This is a genomic window from Anoxybacillus sp. FSL W8-0382 (genome assembly GCF_038003845.1).
Taxonomy (GTDB): Bacteria; Bacillota; Bacilli; order Bacillales; family Anoxybacillaceae; genus Anoxybacillus; species Anoxybacillus flavithermus_G.
Window position 1 is genome coordinate 1,713,818 of sequence record NZ_JBBOPX010000001.1, and the last position, 22,515, is coordinate 1,736,332.

Here is a 22,515-nt window from a genome sequence, read left to right on the forward strand (position 1 = left end):
CGATTAAAACCACTCGAATGTTGTAACTGTTCGTTCGATTTCTGGAAACGAATCAATGAATTGCAACGTACGTTGAAGCTCTTGTTCTGTCGCAGCTCGTTCGGCCGTAATAGCTACAATTCCGAGCTTCGTTCGTTGCCATACGTCTTGATAATCGACTTCAGCTACTGATATATTATATTTTTGTTTGAGCCGTGTGACAATGCGTTGCAACACGGCTCGCTTTTCTTTTAATGATTGGACGTCGTAAATGATGCATTCACATTCGACGTATCCGATCATTTACGTACCACTTCTTGCATGACATACGCTTCGATAACGTCGCCTTCTTTAATATCGTTAAAGTTTTTAATCGTTATTCCGCACTCGTATCCTTGTGCCACTTCTTTTACATCGTCTTTGTAACGTTTTAACGTATCGATTTGTCCTTCATAAACGACGATGCCTTGACGAATGAGGCGAACGCTACTATCGCGCGTAATTTTCCCATCTGTTACATAGCATCCTGCAATTGTACCAACTTTCGATACTTTAAACGTTTGACGAACTTCTGCTTGGCCGATGACTTTTTCTTCATACTCCGGATCAAGCATCCCTTTCATCGCCGCTTCAATTTCTTCGATGACTTTGTAAATGATGCGGTGGAGACGAATGTCTACTTTTTCTGCTTCTGCGACACGTTTGGCGTTCGCATCCGGACGAACGTTAAAGCCGATAACAATCGCATTCGATGCCGAGGCAAGCATAATGTCGTACTCTGTTACTGCCCCAACACCAGAGTGAATAATTTTCACTCGCACACCTTCGACTTCGATTTTTTGCAATGCGGCAACGAGCGCTTCGACGGAACCTTGTACATCCGCTTTGACGATAATGTTTAACTCTTTCATTTCGCCTTGCTTAATTTTTTCAAACAAGTCGTCTAGGCTGACACGCGCTTTTACACTTCGTTGTTGAGCAATTTGTTTTTGCGCACGCGCTTCGCCAATTTGACGCGCTTTTTTCTCATCTTCGAATACCATAAAGCGATCGCCTGCTTGCGGTACTTCGTTTAATCCCGTAATTTCAACAGGGGTAGATGGACCTGCCTCTTTCACGCGACGACCAAGATCGTTTGTCATTGCCCGCACGCGTCCGTACGTATAACCAACAACAATTGGATCACCAACACGCAACGTACCCGATTGAACGAGAAGCGTTGCAACCGGACCGCGACCTTTATCTAATTTTGCTTCAATGACCGTTCCTGTCGCACGGCGGTTTGGATTTGCTTTTAATTCTTCCATTTCACTCACAAGCAAAATCATTTCGAGCAAGTTGTCAATTCCTTCACCCGTTAACGCCGATAATTTACAATAAATTGTATCTCCGCCCCATTCTTCTGGAACGAGTTCGTATTCCATTAACTCCTGCATGACGCGATCAGGGTTCGCTGTTGGTTTGTCGATTTTATTGACTGCGACGATGATTGGAACTTTTGCCGCCTTCGCATGGTTAATCGCTTCAACAGTTTGTGGCATTACACCATCATCGGCTGCAACAACAAGGATGACGATATCCGTTACTTGCGCTCCACGCGCGCGCATCGTTGTGAACGCCTCATGACCCGGTGTATCTAAAAACGTAATTTTTTTGCCGTTCACCACGACTTGGTACGCACCGATATGTTGTGTAATACCGCCCGCCTCTTGTTCTGTCACTTTCGTTTGACGAATCGAGTCAAGTAACGTTGTTTTGCCGTGGTCAACGTGCCCCATAATCGTAACAACTGGCGGACGTTCGACTAAATCTTCTGGGTTATCGACAATTTCAATTGTCTCAAATTCTGTTTCATCAATCGTTACTTTTTCTTCTACTTCCACGCCGTAATCGGAGCAGATTAACTCGATCGCATCTTTATCCAAATCTTTGTTAATTGTTGCAATAATGCCGAGCATAAATAACTTTTTAATAATTTCTGAAGGCTCTTTACCTAGTTTTTTCGCTAGCTCAGCGACCGTTAATGAACCTTCAAATGTAATTTTTTTCGGAAGCTCTTTTTCTTTTTTCTTTTGCACTTCTGGCTGTGGAGCTGGCTGAGGCTTTTGTTTTTTGTTTTTTTTGTTATTGAAAATTTTCTTTTCTTTTTGTTGGATTTGCAAGTCGTGTTTTTTCCCTTCGCGATTTTTTACTACTGGTTTTTTAATTGGCACTTTCTTTTGAATAACTGTATCGTCATCTTCTTCAAATTGTTCTAAAACAGGTTTCTTTGCTGGTTGCTTCTTTTCTTCTTTTGTCATTTGTTGTTTTCGTTCTTGCTCTTGTGTTGGTTTAAATGAACGATCTAACATTTTGACAACATCGGCTTCAATCATCGTCATATGATTGGATACGTCGATGTTCATTTCTTTTAATTTATGGATGACATCTTTACTTGACACATTATGTTTTTTCGCATATTCGTATACACGCATTTTTGACATACATTCACCCCCAAAATGTTAGAGCATCGTTTTCAGCTTTTGTGCGAATCCTTCATCTGTAATCGCTACAACGACTCGTGCTCCTTTTCCAATCGCCCCACCTAATTCATGGCGATTATCTACGTAACAAAGCGGAACGCGATAGAACGCGCATTTATCGAAAATTTTTTTTCTTGTATTTTCTGACGCATCTTCCGATAAAATGACAAGCTTCGCGCGTTTACGCTGAATTTCTTTTACAACAAGCTCTTCTCCCGAAATGACTTTGCGCGCCCGATTCGCCAGTCCGAGAAAAGAGACCCACGGTTTATGATTCATTTGTTTCTCTGTTCTCCTTCTCGGCAAGCTGTAATAGCTGTTCGTAAATCGAATCGTCAATAGTCGCTTTTAAATGATGCGCAAGTGTATTTTTCTTTTTCGCAAGCAAAATACATTCTTTACTTAACGTAATGTACGCACCGCGCCCGGCTTTTTTTCCTGTAGGATCAATCGACACATCGCCTTCTTTCGAACGAACGATGCGAATGAGCTCTTTTTTCGGTTTCATTTCCCCTGTGACTACACATTTACGCATCGGAATTTTTTTTGGCATGTTATTCCACCTCACTAATCTCCTCTTCGTCAACTTCGAACGATGATGAAGAACGAGGGTAAATACCTAATTGTTCCGCTTCCGATTGACTTTTAATATCAATTTTCCAATTTGTTAATTTTGCCGCTAAACGAGCATTTTGACCACGTTTTCCGATCGCAAGCGATAATTGATAATCCGGCACAATGACCGTCGTCGCTTTCTCTTCTTCATTCACGATGACATCAAGCACTTTAGATGGACTTAACGCATTGGCCACAAATTCAACTGGATCGGCTGACCAACGAACGATATCGATTTTTTCGCCCTTTAACTCGTTTACAATCGCTTGCACTCGTTGTCCCTTTGGTCCAACACATGCACCAACCGGATCGACTTCTGGGTTATCCGAATGAACGGAAATTTTCGAGCGATCTCCTGCTTCGCGTGCAACGGACTTAATTTCGACCGTCCCGTCATAAATCTCCGGCACTTCTAATTCAAACAATCGTTTTAGTAGTCCTGGATGTGTGCGCGATACGTAAATTTGTGGTCCTTTTGTCGTTTTCTCTACTTTTGTAATGTACACTTTAATGCGATCATGCGGCTTATATGTTTCATTCGGCATTTGTTCGCTCACCGGAAGCAACGCCTCGATTTTGCCAAGGCTGACGTAAATAAATTTTGAGTCCGTCCGCTGTACAATTCCCGTCATAATGTCTTCTTCACGATCAACAAACTCGGCATAAATGACGCCTCGTTCTGCTTCGCGAACACGCTGCGTGACGACTTGTTTTGCTGTTTGGGCAGCGATACGTCCGAAGTTTTTCGGCGTCACTTCAATTTCAACAACGTCGCCTACTTGATAATTCGGATTGATTCGCTTCGCCTCATCAAGCGAAATTTCTAAACGTGAATCGTACACTTCATCAACGACTTCTTTGCGAGCAAACACGCGAATCGTTCCCGTTTCTTGATTAAAATCAACGCGAACGTTTTGGGCTTGATTAAAATTGCGCTTATAAGCGGACACAATCGCCGCCTCTATCGCTTCAATTAACACTTGTTTACTAATGCCTTTATCGCGCTCAAGCGCCGTTAAAGCATCTAACAACTCTGTATTCATGAACCGGTCGTCCCCCTCTAACGTGAATTAAGAAAAGATGACAGCTAGCCGTGCACTAGCTACTTTTTCATATGGAATCTTGATTGTTTTTTTCTTTGTTTTCACTTTCACTTCTACCGTCACGGTTTGCCCATCAAACGCGGTCAACGACCCTTCGAACTCTTTTTGGCCATCAATCGGTTCATACGTTTTCACATAAACGTTTTTTCCGACAGCGCGTTCGAAGTCTTTCATCTTTTTGAGCGGACGCTCCGCCCCTGGTGATGATACTTCTAAAAAATAATTGTGGGGAATAGGGTCGATTTCATCAAGTTTTTCGCTTAACCGCTCACTTACGACACCGCATTGATCGATATCAACTCCCGTTGGGGAATCGATAAAGACGCGTAAAAACCAGTTCTTTCCCTCTTTCACATATTCAATATCGACAAGCTCTAATCCGATCTCTGTCAAAATCGGGGTGACGAGCTCTTCAACAATGTGCGTCACTTTTTTCATCTTGGTCCTCCTAACTGCAAGAAAATCCCTTGCAACGGCAAGGAATCTCGAATCAATACGAAAGAGTGGGTTTCCCCACTCTTTTTGTACATTATCTTTACCATTTCCACTAGAACTATAACATATTGGCAAAAAAATTGCAACTCGTTTAAAAGAGTGATAATTGATTGTGATCCGGCAACGACTGCAAACAACCGCGGCTTTCCAGATATTCTAAAATCGTTTTCGATACTTTACCGCGTTGTTGCAAATCTTCTTTCGATAAAAACTCGCCTTCCTCACGAGCACGTACGATGCTATGCGCTACGTTCGTCCCAAGTCCCGGAATGGCATTAAACGGCGGAATAAGCGAATTGCCATCAATAATAAACTCGGTTGCTTGTGAACGATACAAGTCGATATTTTTGAATGAAAATCCTCGTTCACACATTTCGAGGGCAATTTCAAGCACCGTCAATAAGTTTTTTTCTTTTGCGGAAGCGTCAAGCCCTTTCGCTTGAATTTCCTCAATGCGTCGACGAATCGCCGCAGATCCTTGAATCATGACATCTAAATCAAAATCTTCTGCACGTACGGTAAAATAAGATGCATAGTAAAGGAGCGGATGATGTACTTTAAAGTACGCAATGCGTACCGCCATGAGAACGTAGGCTGCCGCATGCGCTTTCGGGAACATATACTTAATTTTTTTACATGATTCAATATACCATTCTGGTACGTCATGTCTGCGCATTTCTTCTTCAAATTCTGCCGTCAATCCTTTTCCTTTACGAACGGATTCCATAATTTTAAATGCTAATGACGGTTCTAAACCGCGGTAAATTAAATACACCATAATGTCGTCACGACATCCAATCACTTCTGATAGCGTACATGTGCCGTTTTGAATAAGCTCTTGCGCGTTACCAAGCCAAACGTCCGTCCCGTGCGATAAGCCCGAAATTTGCACAAGCTCGGAAAACGTTTTTGGCTTTGTTTCTTCTAACATTTGACGAACGAAGCGCGTACCGAACTCTGGGATACCGAGCGTTCCTGTGTTACACATAATTTGTTCCGGTGTCACCCCGAGCGATTCTGTGCTACTAAAAATTTTCATCACTTCAGGATCATCTGTTGGAATCGTCTTCGGATCAATTCCACTCAAATCTTGTAACATCCGAATGACTGTCGGATCATCGTGTCCAAGAATATCGAGTTTTAATAAATTGTCGTGAATAGAGTGGAAATCAAAGTGCGTCGTCCGCCATTCTGCTTCTGTATCGTCGGCTGGATATTGAATTGGCGTAAAATCATAAATGTCCATGTAATCTGGAACGACGATAATACCTCCTGGATGTTGCCCTGTCGTTCGTTTCACTCCCGTACATCCAGCAGCTAAACGATCGATTTCTGCCGCACGTACATGAAGATTTTTATCGCTTATATACCCTTTGACAAATCCGTACGCTGTTTTATCAGCAACTGTACCAATCGTTCCAGCACGATATACGTTATCTTCACCGAATAGCACTTTCGTATAGTTATGCGCTCGCGGTTGATACTCACCTGAGAAGTTTAAGTCAATATCTGGTACTTTATCACCTTTGAATCCTAAAAACGTCTCGAACGGAATATCGTGCCCATCTTTATTGTACCGTGCGCCACATTTTGGACAGTCTTTATCAGGCAAGTCAAATCCCGAGCCGACCGAACCATCATCGAAAAACTCAGAGTGTTTGCAGTTCGGACAAACGTAATGCGGCGGAAGCGGGTTCACCTCTGTAATTTCGGTCATCGTCGCAACAAACGATGAGCCAACTGAACCACGTGAACCGACAAGATAGCCGTCATCAAGCGATTTTTTTACGAGTTTATGAGAGATTAAATAAATGACTGCAAAGCCATGACCAATAATGCTTTTCAACTCTTTTTCTAACCGTTTCTCAACGATGTCCGGAAGTGGATCACCATAAATGCTCTTCGCTCGTTCGTAACTCATTCGCCGAATTTCTTCGTCCGCTCCTTCAATTTTTGGGGTGTACAACTCATCTTTAATCGGTTTTACTTCCCCAATGAGATCGGCAATTTTTTTTGTATTCGTAACGACAATTTCTTTTGCTTTTTGTTCACCAAGAAACGAAAATGCTTCTAACATTTCGTTTGTTGTACGGAAGTGAACGTTTGGCAGTTCATGACGATTTAACGGATTGCCACCGGATTGTGAATGAATCAAAATTTTGCGATAAATTTTGTCTTCTTTATTGATATAATGCACGTTTCCTGTCGCAACAACCGGAATGCCGAGCCGTTCGCCAAGTTGCACAATATTTGTAATAATTTCTTTTAGCGCGTCCTCATCGCGCACATATTCCATTTCAATAAGCGGTGCGTACACTTCTGGCGGATGCACTTCAAGGAAATCATAAAACGGAGCAATCGCCTCTGCTTCTTCGATCCCTTTTTGCATCATCGCTTCAAATAGTTCCCCTTTATCGCATCCTGATCCGACTAAAATACCCTCACGATGTTGTTGCAAGACGGAACGCGGAATACGGGGAACACGATAAAAATAGTTCACATGTGAAAGCGATACGAGTTTAAATAAATTTTTTAACCCCACTTCATTTTGGACAAGCAACGTGGCATGAAACGGCCGAGATCGTTGAAACGCTCCTTGTTCTTTTGATGCTTCGTTTAACTGATCAATGTATTGAATTCCTTTTTCATCAAGTTCTTTCAACAAATGAATGAGTAAATACCCTGTCGCTTCCGCGTCATAAATGGCACGATGGTGTTGGGTTAATTCAATATTGAATTTTTTACAAAGCGTGTTTAAACGATGGTTTTTTAGCTCTGGATATAAGTAACGAGCAAGTTCAAGTGTGTCAATCACTGGATTAGTTACTTTGCCGCGATTGATTTTTTTAAATCCTGCATTTAAAAAGCCAATATCAAACGTTGCATTATGGGCAACGAGCACGCAGTCATCGATCCAATGATAAAATTTTTCTAATACTTCTTCGACGTCTGGTGCATCTTTTAACATATCATCTGTAATTTTCGTTAATTCAATAGTTGTCGCAGAAAGCGGATGATGCGGGTTAGCAAACGACTCAAAACGGTCGATAATTTCTCCGTTTTTGACTTTGACCGCTGCTAATTCAATAATTGTATCGTATACGGCCGACAGTCCTGTCGTTTCCACGTCAAACACGACAAACGTATCGTCCATGAGCCGTCGATGCGCTTCATTGTAAGCGATCGGTACCCCGTCATCAACAATATTAGCCTCTAGTCCATATAAAATTTTCACACCATATTTTTTTCCCGCACTATACGCTTCCGGAAACGACTGAACAACGGCATGGTCCGTCACAGCAATCGCCTCATGTCCCCATTTTTTCGCTTGTTCAACGAGTTTTGTAATCGAAGCGACCGCATCCATTTGACTCATTTGTGTGTGGACGTGCAATTCCACACGTTTTTCCTCGGCTGTATCTTGTCGCTCGTTCGGCTTTATTTCATTTAAGTCGTTCGCAATGAGCACAAGATCGCGTACAAACGTATCGTTTTGCACGCTACCGCGCACTTTAACCCACATACCTTTTTTTACACGTTGCATTAATTCCGCATCTTCTTTATCGCGTGAAAACATTTTCACAAGAATAGAGTTTGTATAGTCCGTCATTTTTAACGTCAATAACGTACGGCCACTTTTTAGTTCTTTTGCCTCGGCATCAAAGACGTATCCTTGTACGACGACACGACGTTCTTCTTCCACAATTTGATCGAGCGAACGAATATGTTCTTCATCTTTAATTTGATAGCCAATTACAAGCGGGCCGCTTGCTTCAGTTACATTTGTCTCTTCTTGTTTCGGCATCGCTTCCATAAATGCGGCTAACGCTCGTTCTTCATCTTCTTTTTGTTTTTGAGCTAAAAATTGTTCAAATTGTTGTTCATCATGCTTCACATCAGCTTCTAATTGTAAATGCGGAAAGCCGAATGAAGCATACGTCTCGGCAAATATTTCCGCAAATCGTTTTTTTAAAGCAATCGCTTCTGCTTCATTGCGTGCTTGGACAATTACTTTCGTTCCTTTGACGTGCGGTTGCTGCTCTGTCAGTAGTGAAAGAAGAGGCGAGCTTTGTTGAATCGTCTCCACAAACATCGGCCAATACGATATGACGTCTTCAGCGGTAAACGTTTGATCCTCTGCTTCAATGGTACATTGCACGTGAGCGATATGACGAAATTGTTCGATTAATCGTTTACGAAATTCGGCATATACATTCGCTCGTAAAATCGTAGGAAATTGAAAATAAAAATGCCAACATTTCGTTTGTTTATTAACAACAACTTTGTTAATCCGTCCGTGTGCTAAGTCGTTTGCTATACTCGAAGAAGTGAGCTGTAGTTGTTGTAGTAAAATAGAAAATCGCTCTTTTTGTTCTTCTCTCATCGTTGTTCGTTAAACCTCCCTTTTTTTGTACGTTGGTTGGGAGTGATAGACGACGGAAAGAGGGGGATCCCCCTCTCTGCCTTTTACAAATATCGGCGCAAAGTCTCCACTAATTGCGACACATGTACTTCTTCTGTTTCACCTGTTTTGCGAACTTTTACTTCGACAATTCCTTCACTTGCACGTTTTCCGACTGTTACACGCACAGGTAAGCCGATTAAATCGCTGTCAGCGAATTTCACACCTGGACGCTCGGCACGATCGTCATACAACACTTCAAATCCTTCTTGTTGCAAACGTACGTACCATTCATCAGCAAGTTCTCGTTGCTCGTCCACTTTCGGATTGACAGAAATGAGGTGGACGTGGAACGGAGCAACAGCTGTCGGCCAAATAAGTCCATGCTCATCATTATATTGTTCAGCAATCGCTGCAAGCGTGCGAGAGACACCAATACCATAGCAACCCATAATCATCGGTTGCGTACGTCCATTTTCATCTAAGTATGTTGCATTCATCGCTTCACTGTAACGCGTGCCGAGTTTAAATACATGCCCTACTTCAATTCCGCGCGCAAAGCGAATCGTTCCTTTTCCATCTGGTGATGGATCTCCTTCTTGAATGAAACGAACATCCGCGTATTGCGCAACAAAATCACGATCCGGATTGACCCCTTTATAATGATAGTGTGCTTCATTTGCCCCGCATACACCGTTGACAATCGCTTTTACCGCGTGGTCTGCCAAAACAAGCACATCGTTTCGGACACCGATTGGGCCAAGTGAACCGATTTCGCAATTCATCACTTGTTTCGTTTCTTCTGGTGTCGCCAACTCCACCACTGTTGCTTCTAATATATTTTTTACTTTTACATCATTTACTTCATGGTCACCACGCACAAGAACGAGCACATAGCGATCATCTACTTTAAATAATAGCGACTTAATGCATTTTTCTTTTGGCACTTGAAGGAATTGACTTACTTCTTCAATTGTACGTTGTTCTGGTGTATGCACTTTTTCAAGCGGTGCATGCGGCTCATCGCTCCGCTCATATGTCGTAATGACAGGAGCCATTTCAATGTTCGCAGCATAGTCAGACGAGTCTGAATATGCAATTGTATCTTCACCGATGTCGGATAAAACCATAAATTCATGCGTATCTTTTCCACCCATCGCCCCAGAATCGGCAATGACAGCGCGGAAATTTAATCCGCAACGACGGAACACATTGGCATAAGCTTCGTACATTTTATTGTATACTTCATCTAAACTTTCGTGTGAAGCGTGAAATGAATATGCATCTTTCATAATAAACTCACGACCACGAAGCAAACCGAAACGTGGACGCTTTTCGTCACGAAACTTTGTTTGAATTTGATAAAGCGTAAGCGGCAAACGTTTATATGACTTCACTTCATCGCGCACAAGTGCCGTAATGACTTCTTCATGTGTTGCCCCAAGCGCAAAGTCGCGATCATGGCGATCTTTTAAACGCATTAATTCCGGTCCGTATGAATACCAACGGCCTGATTCTTGCCACAACTCTGCTTGTTGAAGCGCTGGCATTAGTAGCTCTACCGCACCTGCCCGTTCCATTTCTTCACGAATGATCGCTTCAATTTTTTGTAATACACGTTTACCAAGCGGTAAGAAGCTATATACTCCGCTCGCATTTTGGCGAATGAAGCCGGCGCGAAGCAATAGCTGATGGCTTTTAATTTCCGCATCTGCTGGTACTTCACGCAACGTAGGAATAAATGACATACTTTGTTTCATCTCTTGCACCTCTTACTTCATTGATTTATAAGAAAAATTTTTGAATATCGTTCCATGTAACAACAAGCATAAGCAACATGAGAAGAGCAAAACCGATAAAATGTACAATGCCTTCTTTTTGGCGATCAATTGGTTTTCCACGTAACGCCTCAATTGCAAAAAACGTTAATCGTCCGCCATCGAGCGCCGGAAGTGGAAGCAAGTTAATAATCCCTAAGTTAATGCTTAAAATAGCTCCCCATTTCATTAAGTAATACACGCCAGATTGGGCGACTTTATGAGTCGAAACCGCAATACCAACAGGTCCAGATAACATATCAAATGAAAATTTCCCTGTCAATAAATGACCTAGCCCAACGATAATTTCTTTTGTCCAATAGTACGTTTCTAGCGCGCCCTGCTTTATAGCACCAACAACCGATTTTTCCATCGGTCCATACACGCCAATTAGTCCAATTGTTTCTCCTTCAATCGTTTTCTTTTCCGGTGTAACGGTAAGATCGATCATTTCACCGTTGCGATTGATTTGAAACTGGAGCGGTTTTTCTGGGCTTTTCCGAATCATTGTCACCACATCCGTCCACGAAGACATGGACTGTCCATCAATGGAAACGACAACATCCCCTTGCTTTAACCCAGCTTCACGTGCTGCACCGTCTTCGGTTAACTCGCCAATGATCGGTTTGTCAACAGGATAGCCTTGTAATAGTCCAATAACAATGAAGATGACAAGCGCTAGAACAAAATTCATAAGCGGACCAGCGAAAATGGCCATCGCTCGCTGTCCGAGCGTTTTTGAACCAAACTGACGATGATACGGTGCAATTTGCACTTCTTCCCGATCAATAACGATGTAAGCTGGATCGCTTAATTCAAAACGTTGTAAGTGATCATCATCACCTTCATAGCCTTCAATATATAGCTCATGTTCAAAGTCAGCGCGTTCTACTTCAATGATTTTGGCATCTCGATATTCATCTTTATGATTGACGATGACTTTTTTCACTTTGCCTTCCGAGTCAAACAATAATCCGACAACTTGACCGCGCTTAACGTCAATCATCTCAGGGTCTTCGCCAGCCATGCGCACAAAACCACCGAGTGGAAGTAAACGAATGGTGTACGTCGTTTCCCCTTTTTTCATCGAAAACACTTTTGGACCAAATCCGATCGCAAACTCACGGCATAAAATACCTGCACGCTTAGCAAAAATGAAATGTCCTAATTCATGAAAAAATACAAGCGCACCAAAAATAACAATAAAAGAAATAACCGTTTCCAACGTTTCAACCACCTTTTACATGTATAGTGATTTTACATATTGTCGCGTTTCGCGATCAACTGTACGAATCGTTTCCAAATCCGGATGAGCGATCGGTACGTGCCAATTCATTGCTTGTTCAATGTATTGTTCAATCGCTAAAAACGATATTCGTCCAGTTAAAAAGGCCGACACCGCTTCTTCGTTGGCCGCATTTAATACGGTCGGCATCGTCCCGCCTATTTTTCCTGCCTCATAAGCAAATTGTAAACAACGAAACCGGTTCATGTCCACTTTTTGAAAATGTAACGTGGCCACTTCTGCTAAGTTTAGTCGCTCAATATGGAGCGGAAAGCGATCTGGATATGTTAATGCATATTGAATGGGCACGCGCATATCTGGCGTTCCAAGTTGGGCAATGACGCTTCCGTCATGAAACTGTACCATGGAATGAATAATGCTTTCTTTATGTAAGAGCACATGAATTTGCTCATACGGTAAGTGGAACAACCAGTGTGCTTCGATCACTTCGAGTCCTTTGTTCATCATCGTCGCAGAATCAATTGTAATTTTCGCTCCCATCGACCAATTCGGATGTTTTAACGCCTCTTCCACCGTAACATGCTGTAGTTGTTCGCGCGTACGATCGCGAAAACTACCTCCGGATGCGGTCAAAATAATACATTCAACGTTTTTCTGTTTTTCCCCTTGTAAACATTGAAAAATCGCGGAATGTTCACTATCTATCGGCAAAATCGAGACACCATAGGCAGCGGCGTGCTTCATGACGAGATGACCCGCAGTAACTAACGTTTCTTTGTTCGCTAATGCGATTGTTTTTCCCGCCTCTATCGCTTTTAACGTAGGCACTAGTCCGGCGCTTCCTACAACCGCATTAACGACAATATCCGCTTCTTGAACTGTTGCTACTTCAATGAGCCCGTCTTCACCGAAAACGATGCGTACTCGTCCCTTATATTCGCTTTGTAACCGTTCAGCATCTTCTTTTTGAGCGACACATATAACTTTCGGAGAAAATTGCTCAATAATGATTCTTGCTTGTTCAATATTTCGTCCGGCTGAAAAAGCAATGAGACGAAACGCATTAGAATGAGCGCGAATAACATCTAACGTTTGCATGCCGATCGAGCCAGTCGCTCCTAATAAACTAATTGCTCGCAAACTATTCACTCCTTTTTACACAACGAGGTAAAACAAATATAAAATCGGTAAAATAAACAGCAAACTGTCGAAACGATCTAAAATGCCGCCGTGCCCTGGTAAAATCGCCCCTGAATCTTTTACTCCATAGTGGCGTTTAAACGCGGATTCAACTAAATCACCTAACTGACCGAAAATTGATAAGACGACCGTTGCAATAAGCAACAAAAGAAACGATGGGGCAAACGGCGATAGCCACTCATAAACGCTCACAGCAAGAAGCGCACATAACACACCGCCTATTGCACCTTCTACCGTTTTATTCGGACTAATATGCTCCCATAATTTACGCTTCCCAAACGCTCGACCGATAAAATACGCTCCGCTATCTGTTGCCCAAATTAAAAATAGAGCATAAAAAATATAAGACAATCCTGCTTCTCGCACTTGTAAAAAGGAATAAAATCCGACGCCTACATATAACAAAGAAGCAATCATAAAACCGGCGTCATCGAACGTAAACGCATTTTTAGATATAACCGTATAAATAAGCAACAATAAAAACCCGATGATGAGCATCCATATGTTTATCATATGTTCATATGGATATAAAAAGAGCCATAAAACGAGAAAACTGACAACGCTCGGAAACGAAAAGAGCGATATGTGTTTCATACGAATGAGCTCAAATAAACCAACTGTAGCTAGTACATACGTCAAAACGAAAAATGGCCATCCGCCATATATGACGATTGGTAAAAAGACTGAAGCTGCAATGATCGCTGTTACAATTCTTTGTTTCATATGAAATTATACGCCTCCAAATCGACGGCTTCGTTGCTGGAATGCATGTACCGCCTGTAAAAAATGTTGCTCTGTAAAATCTGGCCATAATACATCTGTAAACCAAAACTCCGTATAAGCTAACTGCCAAAGCATAAAATTACTTAACCGAATTTCCCCGCTTGTACGAATGAGTAAATCCGGATCAGGCAAACCGTTTGTCATCAAATACGAATGGAACAACTGCTCATCGACATCGTTTACTTCAATCGTTCCGCTTTGAATATCAGTAACGAGCTTTTGTACCGCATGTACAATTTCTGCGCGACTTCCGTAGTTTAGAGCAAAGTTTAAAATTAAACCTGCATTTTGCTTCGTTTCTTCGATCGCTTTTTCAACTGCACGTAACGTATGTAAAGGTAGTTCATCTTTATGCCCCATCACGCGTACTTGCACGTTTTCCTCGATTAACTCTGGCAAAAATGTGTTCAAAAATTGTTCCGGCAACTGCATTAAATAATCGACCTCTGTTTTTGGTCGTTTCCAATTTTCTGTTGAAAATGCGTATAACGTTAACACTTTCACGCCGAGTTCATTCGCAAAGCGCGTAATTTTCCGAACCGTTTGCATCCCTTCATAATGCCCAGCCATGCGTGGCAATGCACGCTTTTTCGCCCATCGTCCGTTTCCATCCATAATGATTGCCACATGCGCAGGGATCGGACCTTGTAAAATCGTTTCTTTTTCATGCCCTTCTTCTTTGTTTTTCCATCTTTTCATCTTTTCAAACATTAGCGCGTATCCTCCAGCTTTGATCCAACATGATTAGGCTGTGCGCCCTATTTCGTAATTATAGCAAAAAACCCTCTATAAACATAGAGGGACTTATACTTCCATGACTTCTTTCTCTTTTTCTTTCGTAATCGCATCAATTTTTGCGATATGATCATCCGTCAATTTTTGGATATCCTCTGTATAACCACGCAACTCATCTTCTGTAATTTCGCCATTTTTTTCGAGTTTTTTCAACTCGTCGTTTGCATCGCGACGAATGTTGCGCACAGCAACTTTCGCTTCTTCAGCATATTTTTTTACAAGTTTAACAAGCTCGCGACGACGCTCTTCCGTTAGTGGCGGAATAGAGATGCGAATAACTGAACCGTCGTTTGAAGGTGTTAAACCTAAATCGGATGCTAAAATCGCTTTTTCAATTTCTTTCAATACGGATTTGTCATACGGCTGAATGACAAGAAGACGCGCTTCTGGCACTTGAATGCTTGCTAATTGAATGATTGGTGTTGGCATGCCGTAGTAATCTACTGTAATCTTTTCTAACAACGCAGGATTGGCACGACCTGCACGAATGGTTGCGAGCTCACGCGAAAAAGCTTGAACAGCTTTATCCATTTTTTCTTTTGCGTTCGTTAATACTTGCATCTTATTTCCCCCTTACAATTGTTCCAATATTTTCGCCTAATACAGCACGTTTAATATTTCCTTCTTCCATAATCGAGAAAACGATAAGCGGAATATCGTTATCCATACATAACGATGAGGCGGTCGAATCCATGACGCCCAATCCTTGTTTAATAACCTCTAAATAAGATAGCTCGTCATATTTGACTGCATTTTTATCTACTTTCGGATCGGCGCTATATACGCCGTCTACGTTGTTTTTCGCCATTAAAATGACGTCTGCTTCGATTTCGGCAGCACGAAGCGCAGCTGTCGTATCTGTTGAAAAGTACGGGTTTCCTGTTCCTGCCGCAAAAATGACGACGCGCTTTTTCTCTAAGTGACGAATCGCCCGTCGACGAATGTACGGTTCTGCCACTTGGCGCATTTCAATCGACGTTTGTACGCGCGTTTGTACACCGAGTTGCTCTAGGCTGTCTTGCAGGGCGAGCGAGTTCATCACCGTCGCTAACATGCCCATATAATCGGCTGTGGCGCGATCCATGCCCATTTCACTGCCGATTTTTCCACGCCAAATGTTCCCGCCGCCAACAACGACAGCAACTTCGACTCCAAGTTCAGCTACTTCTTTCACTTGCTGGGCAATCGATTTAATGACAGACGGATTAATGCCAAATCCTTGATCACCAGCTAACGCTTCACCGCTTAATTTTAAAACGACACGTTTATACTTTGGGCTTTCCATTTTAAACCTCCATACCGTTCTTTAAAAATAGGGAACACGTATGTGTTCCCTATTTGTCTTCATTACTTACGAACTTGGCTCATAACTTCTTCAGCGAAGTTATCTTGACGTTTTTCAATGCCTTCGCCTACTTCGTAACGGATGAAGCTTTTTACAGTTGCGCCATTAGATTCTACAAATTGACGTACTTTCACATCAGGATTTTTTACGAAGCTTTGCTCAAGTAAGCAAATGTCTTCGAAAAATTTACCTAAACGGCCTTCAACCATTTTTTCAACGATGTTTTCTGGTTTTCCTTCATTTAATGCTTGTTGTTTTAATACTTCGCGCTCACGAGCGATTTCGTCTGCAGATACTTCATCGCGAGAAACGTATTTTGGATTAATAGCAGCAATGTGCATCGCTACATCTTTTGCAATGTCGCTATTTGTTGTACCTTCTAATACTGTTAATACAGCAATGCGACCACCCATGTGTAAATATGCACCGAATGCTGCGTTGTCGCCTTTTTCTACAACAGCAAAGCGACGCAACGTAATTTTTTCACCGATTTTAGCAATCGCCGCGTTGATGTGCTCTTCTACTGTTGCACCGTTGTCCATTTTTTGTTGTAACGCTTCTTCTACTGTTGCAGGTTTATGTTTTAATAAATGATCTGCTAATTCTTTGACTAATGTTTTAAATCCTTCGTTTTTCGCAACGAAGTCTGTTTCAGAGTTTACTTCTAAAATGACTGCTACATTTCCGTCAACTTCGATTAATGTTGTTCCTTCAGCTGCAATGCGATCTGCCTTTTTCGCTGCCTTCGCCATTCCTTTTTCACGAAGCCAGTCGATCGCTTTTTCCATATCGCCGTTTGTTTCTGTTAACGCTTTTTTGCAGTCCATCATTCCTGCGCCAGTTTTTTCGCGCAATTCTTTTACCATTTGAGCAGTAATTGCCATGTTAAACATCCTCCTTTTTATGTGCCTCGTATGTATACAAACCGAAACGGTTCGCCGGCTTAGTATGCCCAACTTTCTTAAAAAAAGGTGATAAAAGGCTCCCCCTCTTATCACCTTTCGCATGCTTACTCAGCTGTGACAACAGCTTCTTCGCCTTGCTTTGCTTCTAAAATCGCATCAGCAATTTTAGAAGTAAGAAGTTTCACAGCACGAATCGCATCGTCGTTTGCAGGAATGACGTAGTCGATTTCGTCTGGATCACAGTTTGTATCCACGATTCCGATGATCGGAATGTTTAATTTACGAGCTTCCGCAACGGCAATGCGCTCTTTGCGTGGGTCGATAACAAACAACGCATCTGGCAACTCTTTCATTTCTTTAATACCGCCTAAAAACTTTTCAAGACGCTCTAACTCTTTCTTTAGTTTTACCACTTCTTTTTTAGGCAATACATCGAATGTGCCATCTTCAGCCATTCTTTCGATTTCTTTTAAGCGTTTAATACGCTTTTGAATTGTTGCAAAGTTTGTTAACGTTCCACCTAACCAACGTTGGTTCACGTAAAACATGCCAGAACGTTCTGCTTCTTCTTTCACAGAATCTTGCGCTTGTTTTTTCGTACCAACGAATAAAATTTTGCCGCCGTTTGCCGCAAGTTCTTTGACGAAGTTATACGCTTCTTCTACTTTTTTCACTGTTTTTTGCAAGTCAATGATATAAATACCATTGCGCTCAGTGAAAATATACTTTTTCATTTTTGGGTTCCAACGACGTGTTTGATGCCCGAAGTGAACCCCTGCTTCAAGCAACTGCTTCATTGAAATAACAGACATTTTTCATCCTCCTACACGGTTTTTTTCCTCCGCTCATGTCATTTTTAAGCAAGACTGCAAAGCAGCACCGTTGCTTAAATCGATGAGCGTGTGTATTCACACCAAATAGAACTATATCACAATTAAAAAACACATTCAACTACTTTTGGTGAAATTTAAGCAAAAGCTCCATTTCTGTCTTGCCACGTTTTAACGCTTTCGCTATTTCGTCGATCGTTTTTCCTTGTTGTTGCAGTTTTAATGCTTCCGAAACGAGCGAGTCGAGCGATTGCTCTCCCTTTGGTGTAGTTGTTGATAACTCGATGCGGTCGACAACGTCGTCAATCGGAAGCGACGGTTGTTCTTCTCGAAGCGAAGGCGGAGTTTCTCTTTTCTTTTGACGAACAGCCGATGATGTGATTTGTTTAACAAAGCGCTCATTTTCCTCTTTAAATTGCATTAAATACGTTGTCATCATCGTTTCCATCTCACGAATAAGCTCCGCTTGCTCTCTTTCCGTCTCTTTAATTTTTACCCATTTTAAAGACAAAAGAATAATAAGAAAGAGCGAAATACCGTGCAAAACGAAGCTAGCAAACCATAAAAACGTCGTCATATCATCCCTCTTATCCGATAAAATCAATATGCGTTCCTTTGTAAGGATGTTTGCTTTTTTCTTTTTGCTCAGATTGTTTTTTCCATTTAGCACGCTCGCTTTGTTCAGCTTTCGTCACTTGTTGCCGAATGCGCTCATCTTGTTTTTTCATTTCTGCTGCAAGCTGTTGTTGAGCAAGCTGTCCGTACTGTTGCATATGTTCTTGCCATTTTCCGAGCTCATGCGTTTTCGGTAACGCTACTTGTAACTCGATTAACTTTAAACTCATCGGTTTCACTTCCTTCATAAAGATTGATGAAGGACTGTCATATCGCTTGCTCAATCAGTTTGCGCATTTTAAACAACGCTTTTGCATGAATTTGGGAAATTCGTGACGTTGACAACCCCATAATATGACCGATTTCTGTAAACGTCAGTTCCTCTTTGTAAAATAAACTAATGACGAGCTGCTCTTTTTCATTTAATTGTTGAATGACGTTCGCTAATTGGGCAATTCGTTCTTCACGCAAAACGTGTTCTTCTGGCGACGGCGATTGATCATCGCGAATGGTAAACGATGGTTGGTCATCATCGTCAAACGGACGCTCATCAAGCGATAAAACATTGGCGAAAAACTGTTCACTCATGACAGCATATACTTCATCTTCTGACATGTTTAATGCATGAGCAACTTCTTTTGCACTTACATCACGCATATATGTTTGTTGCAACTGTTCAATCGTCGCTTCAATTTTTTTTGCTTTTTCCCGCACGCTACGCGGAAGCCAATCTTCTTTGCGCAATCCATCTAAAATGGCCCCGCGAATACGAAATGAAGCATACGTGTCGAATTTCAAATCACGTGAAGGATCGAATTTTTCTAGCGCATCGTATAATCCGAATAAAGCTAAGCTTTTCAAATCTTCTTTTTTTACGCTTTTCGGAAGGGATGAGGCAATACGTTGTACGTGATAATCGACAAGCGGCATATATCTTTCAATGAGTTGGTCGCCCGCTTCACGATCTCGTACGTCTATCCACTTTTGCCAGCACAATATATCATCCCCCCTAAGCTACGTTTCAAAAGCTGAATTATTTTTCGTCGCGGTTTAATAATTGACGAATATATTCTGCTACTTTTTCCTGCTCTTCTTCGTTTAGGTTCTCTATCATTTGTTCGACATGTACATCGTCTGATTGTGTGAAAGAGACATTTGACGTTGATGTATCTTTTTGAATAAATGCGATCATCCAACGAATGATAAAAGCAAAAATAAAGAAAACAACAAATGCAATCAACGCACGTATAGTAGACGTCCATATGCTATTTTGCAATAATGAGGAAAACAAGGCGATTATACAGCTGAATAAAGCAAAAATAACGTTAAATTTCCATGTACCAGCCATTAAATTTCCCGTACCCCTTGATTTACTGTTCGAATGAGCAACATGCCTGTTTTCGGATGAAATTCAATCGTCCGTCCACTACTCCCTCCAACATCTTCAGCAACGATCGGGATGCGAAACCGCTGAAGCTGCTCGCGAACAGCATCAACGTTGCGCGGCCCAATGCGCATCATATCTGTCGTTCCTGTACGAAATTGAAACATTTGTGCACCACCAGCCATTTTCGCTTTTAAATGACCGTTTCGTCCTCCTGCCCCGATGACGCGCCGCACTAACTCTTCAATCGCGGTGTCGGCATATTTGGCTACATTCATTTGGTCAGATTTTGCTAACGATGAATCAGGTAACATGACGTGCGCCATGCCAGCCACTTCTTTCACTAAATCATATACAACAACACCAACGCACGAGCCGAGTCCGCATGTGCGAATGACATGCGGTGCCTTTACAACGTTCATATCAGCAATGCCGACTTTCACTACTTGGTCAATTTCACTCATCATCGCCCACACCTAAAGCCCGAAAGATGATACGAAATGATTCGGGGTCAGGAAGCAAGAAAAAGTGGCCACTTACACGATCATTCGATTGATGTTCTTCATGAATAGCCGTATCAATAACAATAACATGATCACCGACGCGCGACATTTCGATTAAGCCGTAGCTTAAAATCGCCCCGATCATATCAATGCTGAGCTCAGGAACAGATGGATATAATTTTAAATGCGTGAAATCTGATAAAGACGATAAATACGAGCCTGCTAAAATGTTGCCAAGCTCTTGCAATGCGGACAACGATAATTCCGAACAATCTTGTTCTAATTTAAATTGTTCGTCACCAATCATTTGTTGGATAAATCGTTCTGCTTGCTCGATCGATAATACAAAAAACATATTGCCAGGCGCATCCCCTTCAATGCGCAAAAAAAACAGCAGCAACGACATTTTCAGCTCCTCCGACAATGTCCATCATTTCATCAAATGAAATGATGCGCACATCCGGAATCGTCATTTCAATTCTTTTATTTAACAGCTTTGATAACGCTGTTGCTGCGTGACCCGCACCAATATTTCCAATTTCTTTTAGTATGTCCATATGGACGTCATCCATCTGTTCAAAATATGACATGGACGATTTATCCTTTCTTTGTTTTTAATACTTTTTCTCACTAGCATTGCAGTAATTAAATCTGATGATTCAAAATACTAAGAATGTTCAATTTTTTATTGATTTCGAAACAAAAAAATCCTTTACAATGGAAGTACAGGTGGTTCCTGTCCAAATCCAATCGTAAAGGATAACTGTTATGGACAAGAATACACTAATTTCATCATTTGGTAAATGGGTTTCACCCATAAATATTCAAAAACTTAGCGAACAAGTCAAAGAATTGAAACAGGACTATTACACAAAAAAGCTGACAACAGAAGCCTATATTAAATTTTTATTGGTAGCCCAACTGCTCGAATTTAAGAGCTTAGAGGAAATGAGTGATGCACTTGTAGACGAAGATCTTCAAAAAGCACTCGGATTTGAATCGATAAGTGCCTCTCAGCTATCCCGAAAAAACAATCAGATCAACCCACTAATTCTTGCAAATTTGTTCTTGGATCTTGTTTGGAAAATTCAACGGTACCATTATAAAAACGGAAAGAATATGCCACTGAAAATCATTGATTCGAGTACACTCCCGTTGAATTTGACCAATTATAAATGGGCAAAATTCCGTAAAACAAAAGCTGGTGTAAAGCTACACTTACGGCTCGTTTTCATGGATAAAGACACCGTCTATCCTGAAAAAGCAGTGATTACGACAGCAAAAGAACATGACCGAAATCAACTCGAAGTCCTAGTGGATGATAAAGAAGCCATGTATGTGTTTGACCGCGGTTATGTGGACTATGAACGTTTTGACCGGATGACAGATGATGGCTATTTCTTCGTTTCAAGACTGAAGAAAAACGCAGTCATTCGTGAAGTCTATACATTTTCACTTCCTGATGATTGTCACGTTCTATCCGATAAAATGGTCTATATTGGTACCACACAAAATCGTACTGAAAATGTCTATCGTCTACTAGAAGTTATGGACACAAAAGGGAACTTACTTCGTTTAATTACCAACCGATTTGATTTAAAAGCAGAAGAGATAAGTGGTATTTACCGATCTCGCTGGGCTATTGAACTCTTTTTCAAATGGCTTAAGCAACACGTAGAAATTAAGCACTTTTATGGAATGAGTGAAACAGCTATTCAAAATCAAATTTTCTTAGCCCTTATCACGTATTGCTTACATGTTCTCATTCAATTGGAGATGAAAAGTAAGAAATCCCTACTTCGAATTACTCGTTGGTTAAAGAGAGCTCTGTGGAAACCAGCTTATGTTTGGTTGCGAAAATTTGATGGGCGAGCCAGTCCATAATCTCCCTTTTGTCGTTGTCACTCTGATTTAACTGTATATATTTACCAAATGGGCAGTACCACCTTTCTTTAGGTTTTATCTTTTTGGCACAA

Annotated in this window: 22 protein-coding genes and 1 pseudogene; 1 reads left to right on the top strand and 22 read right to left on the bottom strand. The window is 41.5% G+C overall.

What is annotated here, in order from left to right; translation table 11 throughout:
* Positions 1 to 3: 3 nt before the first annotated feature.
* The 22 genes and pseudogenes from NSS60_RS09020 to NSS60_RS09125 form a co-directional block, all read right to left on the bottom strand.
* Positions 4 to 282 carry a DUF503 domain-containing protein gene (locus tag NSS60_RS09020; RefSeq protein WP_004891008.1) on the bottom strand — a complete coding sequence of 93 codons (279 nt, stop codon included), beginning with the start codon at positions 280 to 282 and terminating at the stop codon, positions 4 to 6.
* Positions 279 to 2,462, bottom strand: a complete 2,184-nt coding sequence (gene infB / locus NSS60_RS09025; RefSeq protein ID WP_004891009.1) for a translation initiation factor IF-2 — start codon at positions 2,460 to 2,462, stop codon at positions 279 to 281. Before infB ends, NSS60_RS09020 begins: the two co-directional genes overlap by 4 nt.
* Before the next feature lie 18 nt (positions 2,463 to 2,480).
* Positions 2,481 to 2,780, bottom strand: coding sequence for a YlxQ family RNA-binding protein (locus NSS60_RS09030; protein WP_004891011.1), 300 nt, complete (start codon positions 2,778 to 2,780; stop codon positions 2,481 to 2,483).
* Positions 2,770 to 3,054, bottom strand: a complete 285-nt coding sequence (rnpM, locus tag NSS60_RS09035) for an RNase P modulator RnpM (protein ID WP_004891012.1) — start codon at positions 3,052 to 3,054, stop codon at positions 2,770 to 2,772. The genes NSS60_RS09030 and rnpM overlap by 11 nt, the downstream gene beginning before the upstream one ends.
* A gap of 1 nt (position 3,055) precedes the next feature.
* The gene (gene nusA, locus NSS60_RS09040; protein ID WP_004891014.1) at positions 3,056 to 4,159 is read right to left on the bottom strand and encodes a transcription termination factor NusA; all 1,104 of its coding nucleotides are present in this window, start codon (positions 4,157 to 4,159) and stop codon (positions 3,056 to 3,058) included.
* A 27-nt stretch (positions 4,160 to 4,186) separates the two neighbouring features.
* The gene (rimP, locus tag NSS60_RS09045) at positions 4,187 to 4,657 is read right to left on the bottom strand and encodes a ribosome maturation factor RimP (protein WP_004891016.1); all 471 of its coding nucleotides are present in this window, start codon (positions 4,655 to 4,657) and stop codon (positions 4,187 to 4,189) included.
* A gap of 148 nt (positions 4,658 to 4,805) precedes the next feature.
* Positions 4,806 to 9,098, bottom strand: coding sequence for a PolC-type DNA polymerase III (locus tag NSS60_RS09050; protein ID WP_004891017.1), 4,293 nt, complete (start codon positions 9,096 to 9,098; stop codon positions 4,806 to 4,808).
* Positions 9,099 to 9,181: 83 nt separating this feature from the next.
* Complete coding sequence (locus NSS60_RS09055; protein WP_004891018.1) at positions 9,182 to 10,876, bottom strand: proline--tRNA ligase; 1,695 nt, start codon at positions 10,874 to 10,876, stop codon at positions 9,182 to 9,184.
* A 25-nt stretch (positions 10,877 to 10,901) separates the two neighbouring features.
* On the bottom strand, positions 10,902 to 12,158 hold the full coding sequence (gene rseP, locus NSS60_RS09060; protein WP_004891020.1) for an RIP metalloprotease RseP: 1,257 nt from the start codon (positions 12,156 to 12,158) through the stop codon (positions 10,902 to 10,904).
* Between the two features lie 15 nt (positions 12,159 to 12,173).
* Positions 12,174 to 13,328: a 1-deoxy-D-xylulose-5-phosphate reductoisomerase gene (gene dxr / locus NSS60_RS09065; protein WP_080601152.1), complete on the bottom strand. Its 1,155-nt coding sequence runs from the start codon at positions 13,326 to 13,328 to the stop codon at positions 12,174 to 12,176.
* Positions 13,329 to 13,334: 6 nt separating this feature from the next.
* Complete coding sequence (locus tag NSS60_RS09070) at positions 13,335 to 14,102, bottom strand: phosphatidate cytidylyltransferase (protein WP_004891023.1); 768 nt, start codon at positions 14,100 to 14,102, stop codon at positions 13,335 to 13,337.
* A gap of 6 nt (positions 14,103 to 14,108) precedes the next feature.
* Positions 14,109 to 14,873, bottom strand: coding sequence for an isoprenyl transferase (locus NSS60_RS09075; RefSeq protein WP_004891024.1), 765 nt, complete (start codon positions 14,871 to 14,873; stop codon positions 14,109 to 14,111).
* A 93-nt stretch (positions 14,874 to 14,966) separates the two neighbouring features.
* A complete protein-coding gene (frr, locus tag NSS60_RS09080; RefSeq protein WP_004891025.1) occupies positions 14,967 to 15,518 on the bottom strand; it encodes a ribosome recycling factor in 552 nt (183 codons plus the stop codon).
* 1 nt (position 15,519) lies between these two features.
* Positions 15,520 to 16,242, bottom strand: a complete 723-nt coding sequence (gene pyrH, locus NSS60_RS09085) for a UMP kinase (RefSeq protein WP_088223349.1) — start codon at positions 16,240 to 16,242, stop codon at positions 15,520 to 15,522.
* 62 nt (positions 16,243 to 16,304) lie between these two features.
* Entirely contained in the window at positions 16,305 to 17,186 is an 882-nt protein-coding gene (tsf, locus tag NSS60_RS09090; protein ID WP_088223350.1) for a translation elongation factor Ts, read from the bottom strand.
* A gap of 125 nt (positions 17,187 to 17,311) precedes the next feature.
* The gene (rpsB, locus tag NSS60_RS09095; protein ID WP_004891029.1) at positions 17,312 to 18,019 is read right to left on the bottom strand and encodes a 30S ribosomal protein S2; all 708 of its coding nucleotides are present in this window, start codon (positions 18,017 to 18,019) and stop codon (positions 17,312 to 17,314) included.
* Between the two features lie 139 nt (positions 18,020 to 18,158).
* A complete protein-coding gene (locus NSS60_RS09100; protein WP_004891030.1) occupies positions 18,159 to 18,614 on the bottom strand; it encodes a hypothetical protein in 456 nt (151 codons plus the stop codon).
* Between the two features lie 10 nt (positions 18,615 to 18,624).
* Complete coding sequence (locus NSS60_RS09105; RefSeq protein WP_004891032.1) at positions 18,625 to 18,882, bottom strand: hypothetical protein; 258 nt, start codon at positions 18,880 to 18,882, stop codon at positions 18,625 to 18,627.
* A gap of 37 nt (positions 18,883 to 18,919) precedes the next feature.
* Positions 18,920 to 19,648, bottom strand: coding sequence for a FliA/WhiG family RNA polymerase sigma factor (locus tag NSS60_RS09110; protein ID WP_004891033.1), 729 nt, complete (start codon positions 19,646 to 19,648; stop codon positions 18,920 to 18,922).
* 37 nt (positions 19,649 to 19,685) lie between these two features.
* Positions 19,686 to 20,000, bottom strand: a complete 315-nt coding sequence (locus NSS60_RS09115) for a hypothetical protein (protein WP_088223351.1) — start codon at positions 19,998 to 20,000, stop codon at positions 19,686 to 19,688.
* Complete coding sequence (locus NSS60_RS09120) at positions 20,000 to 20,500, bottom strand: chemotaxis protein CheD (protein WP_004891035.1); 501 nt, start codon at positions 20,498 to 20,500, stop codon at positions 20,000 to 20,002. Before NSS60_RS09120 ends, NSS60_RS09115 begins: the two co-directional genes overlap by 1 nt.
* Positions 20,493 to 21,129 (bottom strand): annotated as a pseudogene (locus tag NSS60_RS09125) (chemotaxis protein CheC). The gene NSS60_RS09120 and the pseudogene NSS60_RS09125 overlap by 8 nt, the downstream one beginning before the upstream one ends.
* A gap of 178 nt (positions 21,130 to 21,307) precedes the next feature.
* On the opposite strand from NSS60_RS09125, the gene NSS60_RS09130 reads away from it, so the two are divergent.
* Positions 21,308 to 22,423, top strand: a complete 1,116-nt coding sequence (locus NSS60_RS09130) for an IS4 family transposase (protein WP_032101754.1) — start codon at positions 21,308 to 21,310, stop codon at positions 22,421 to 22,423.
* The last annotated feature ends 92 nt before the right edge of the window (positions 22,424 to 22,515 follow it).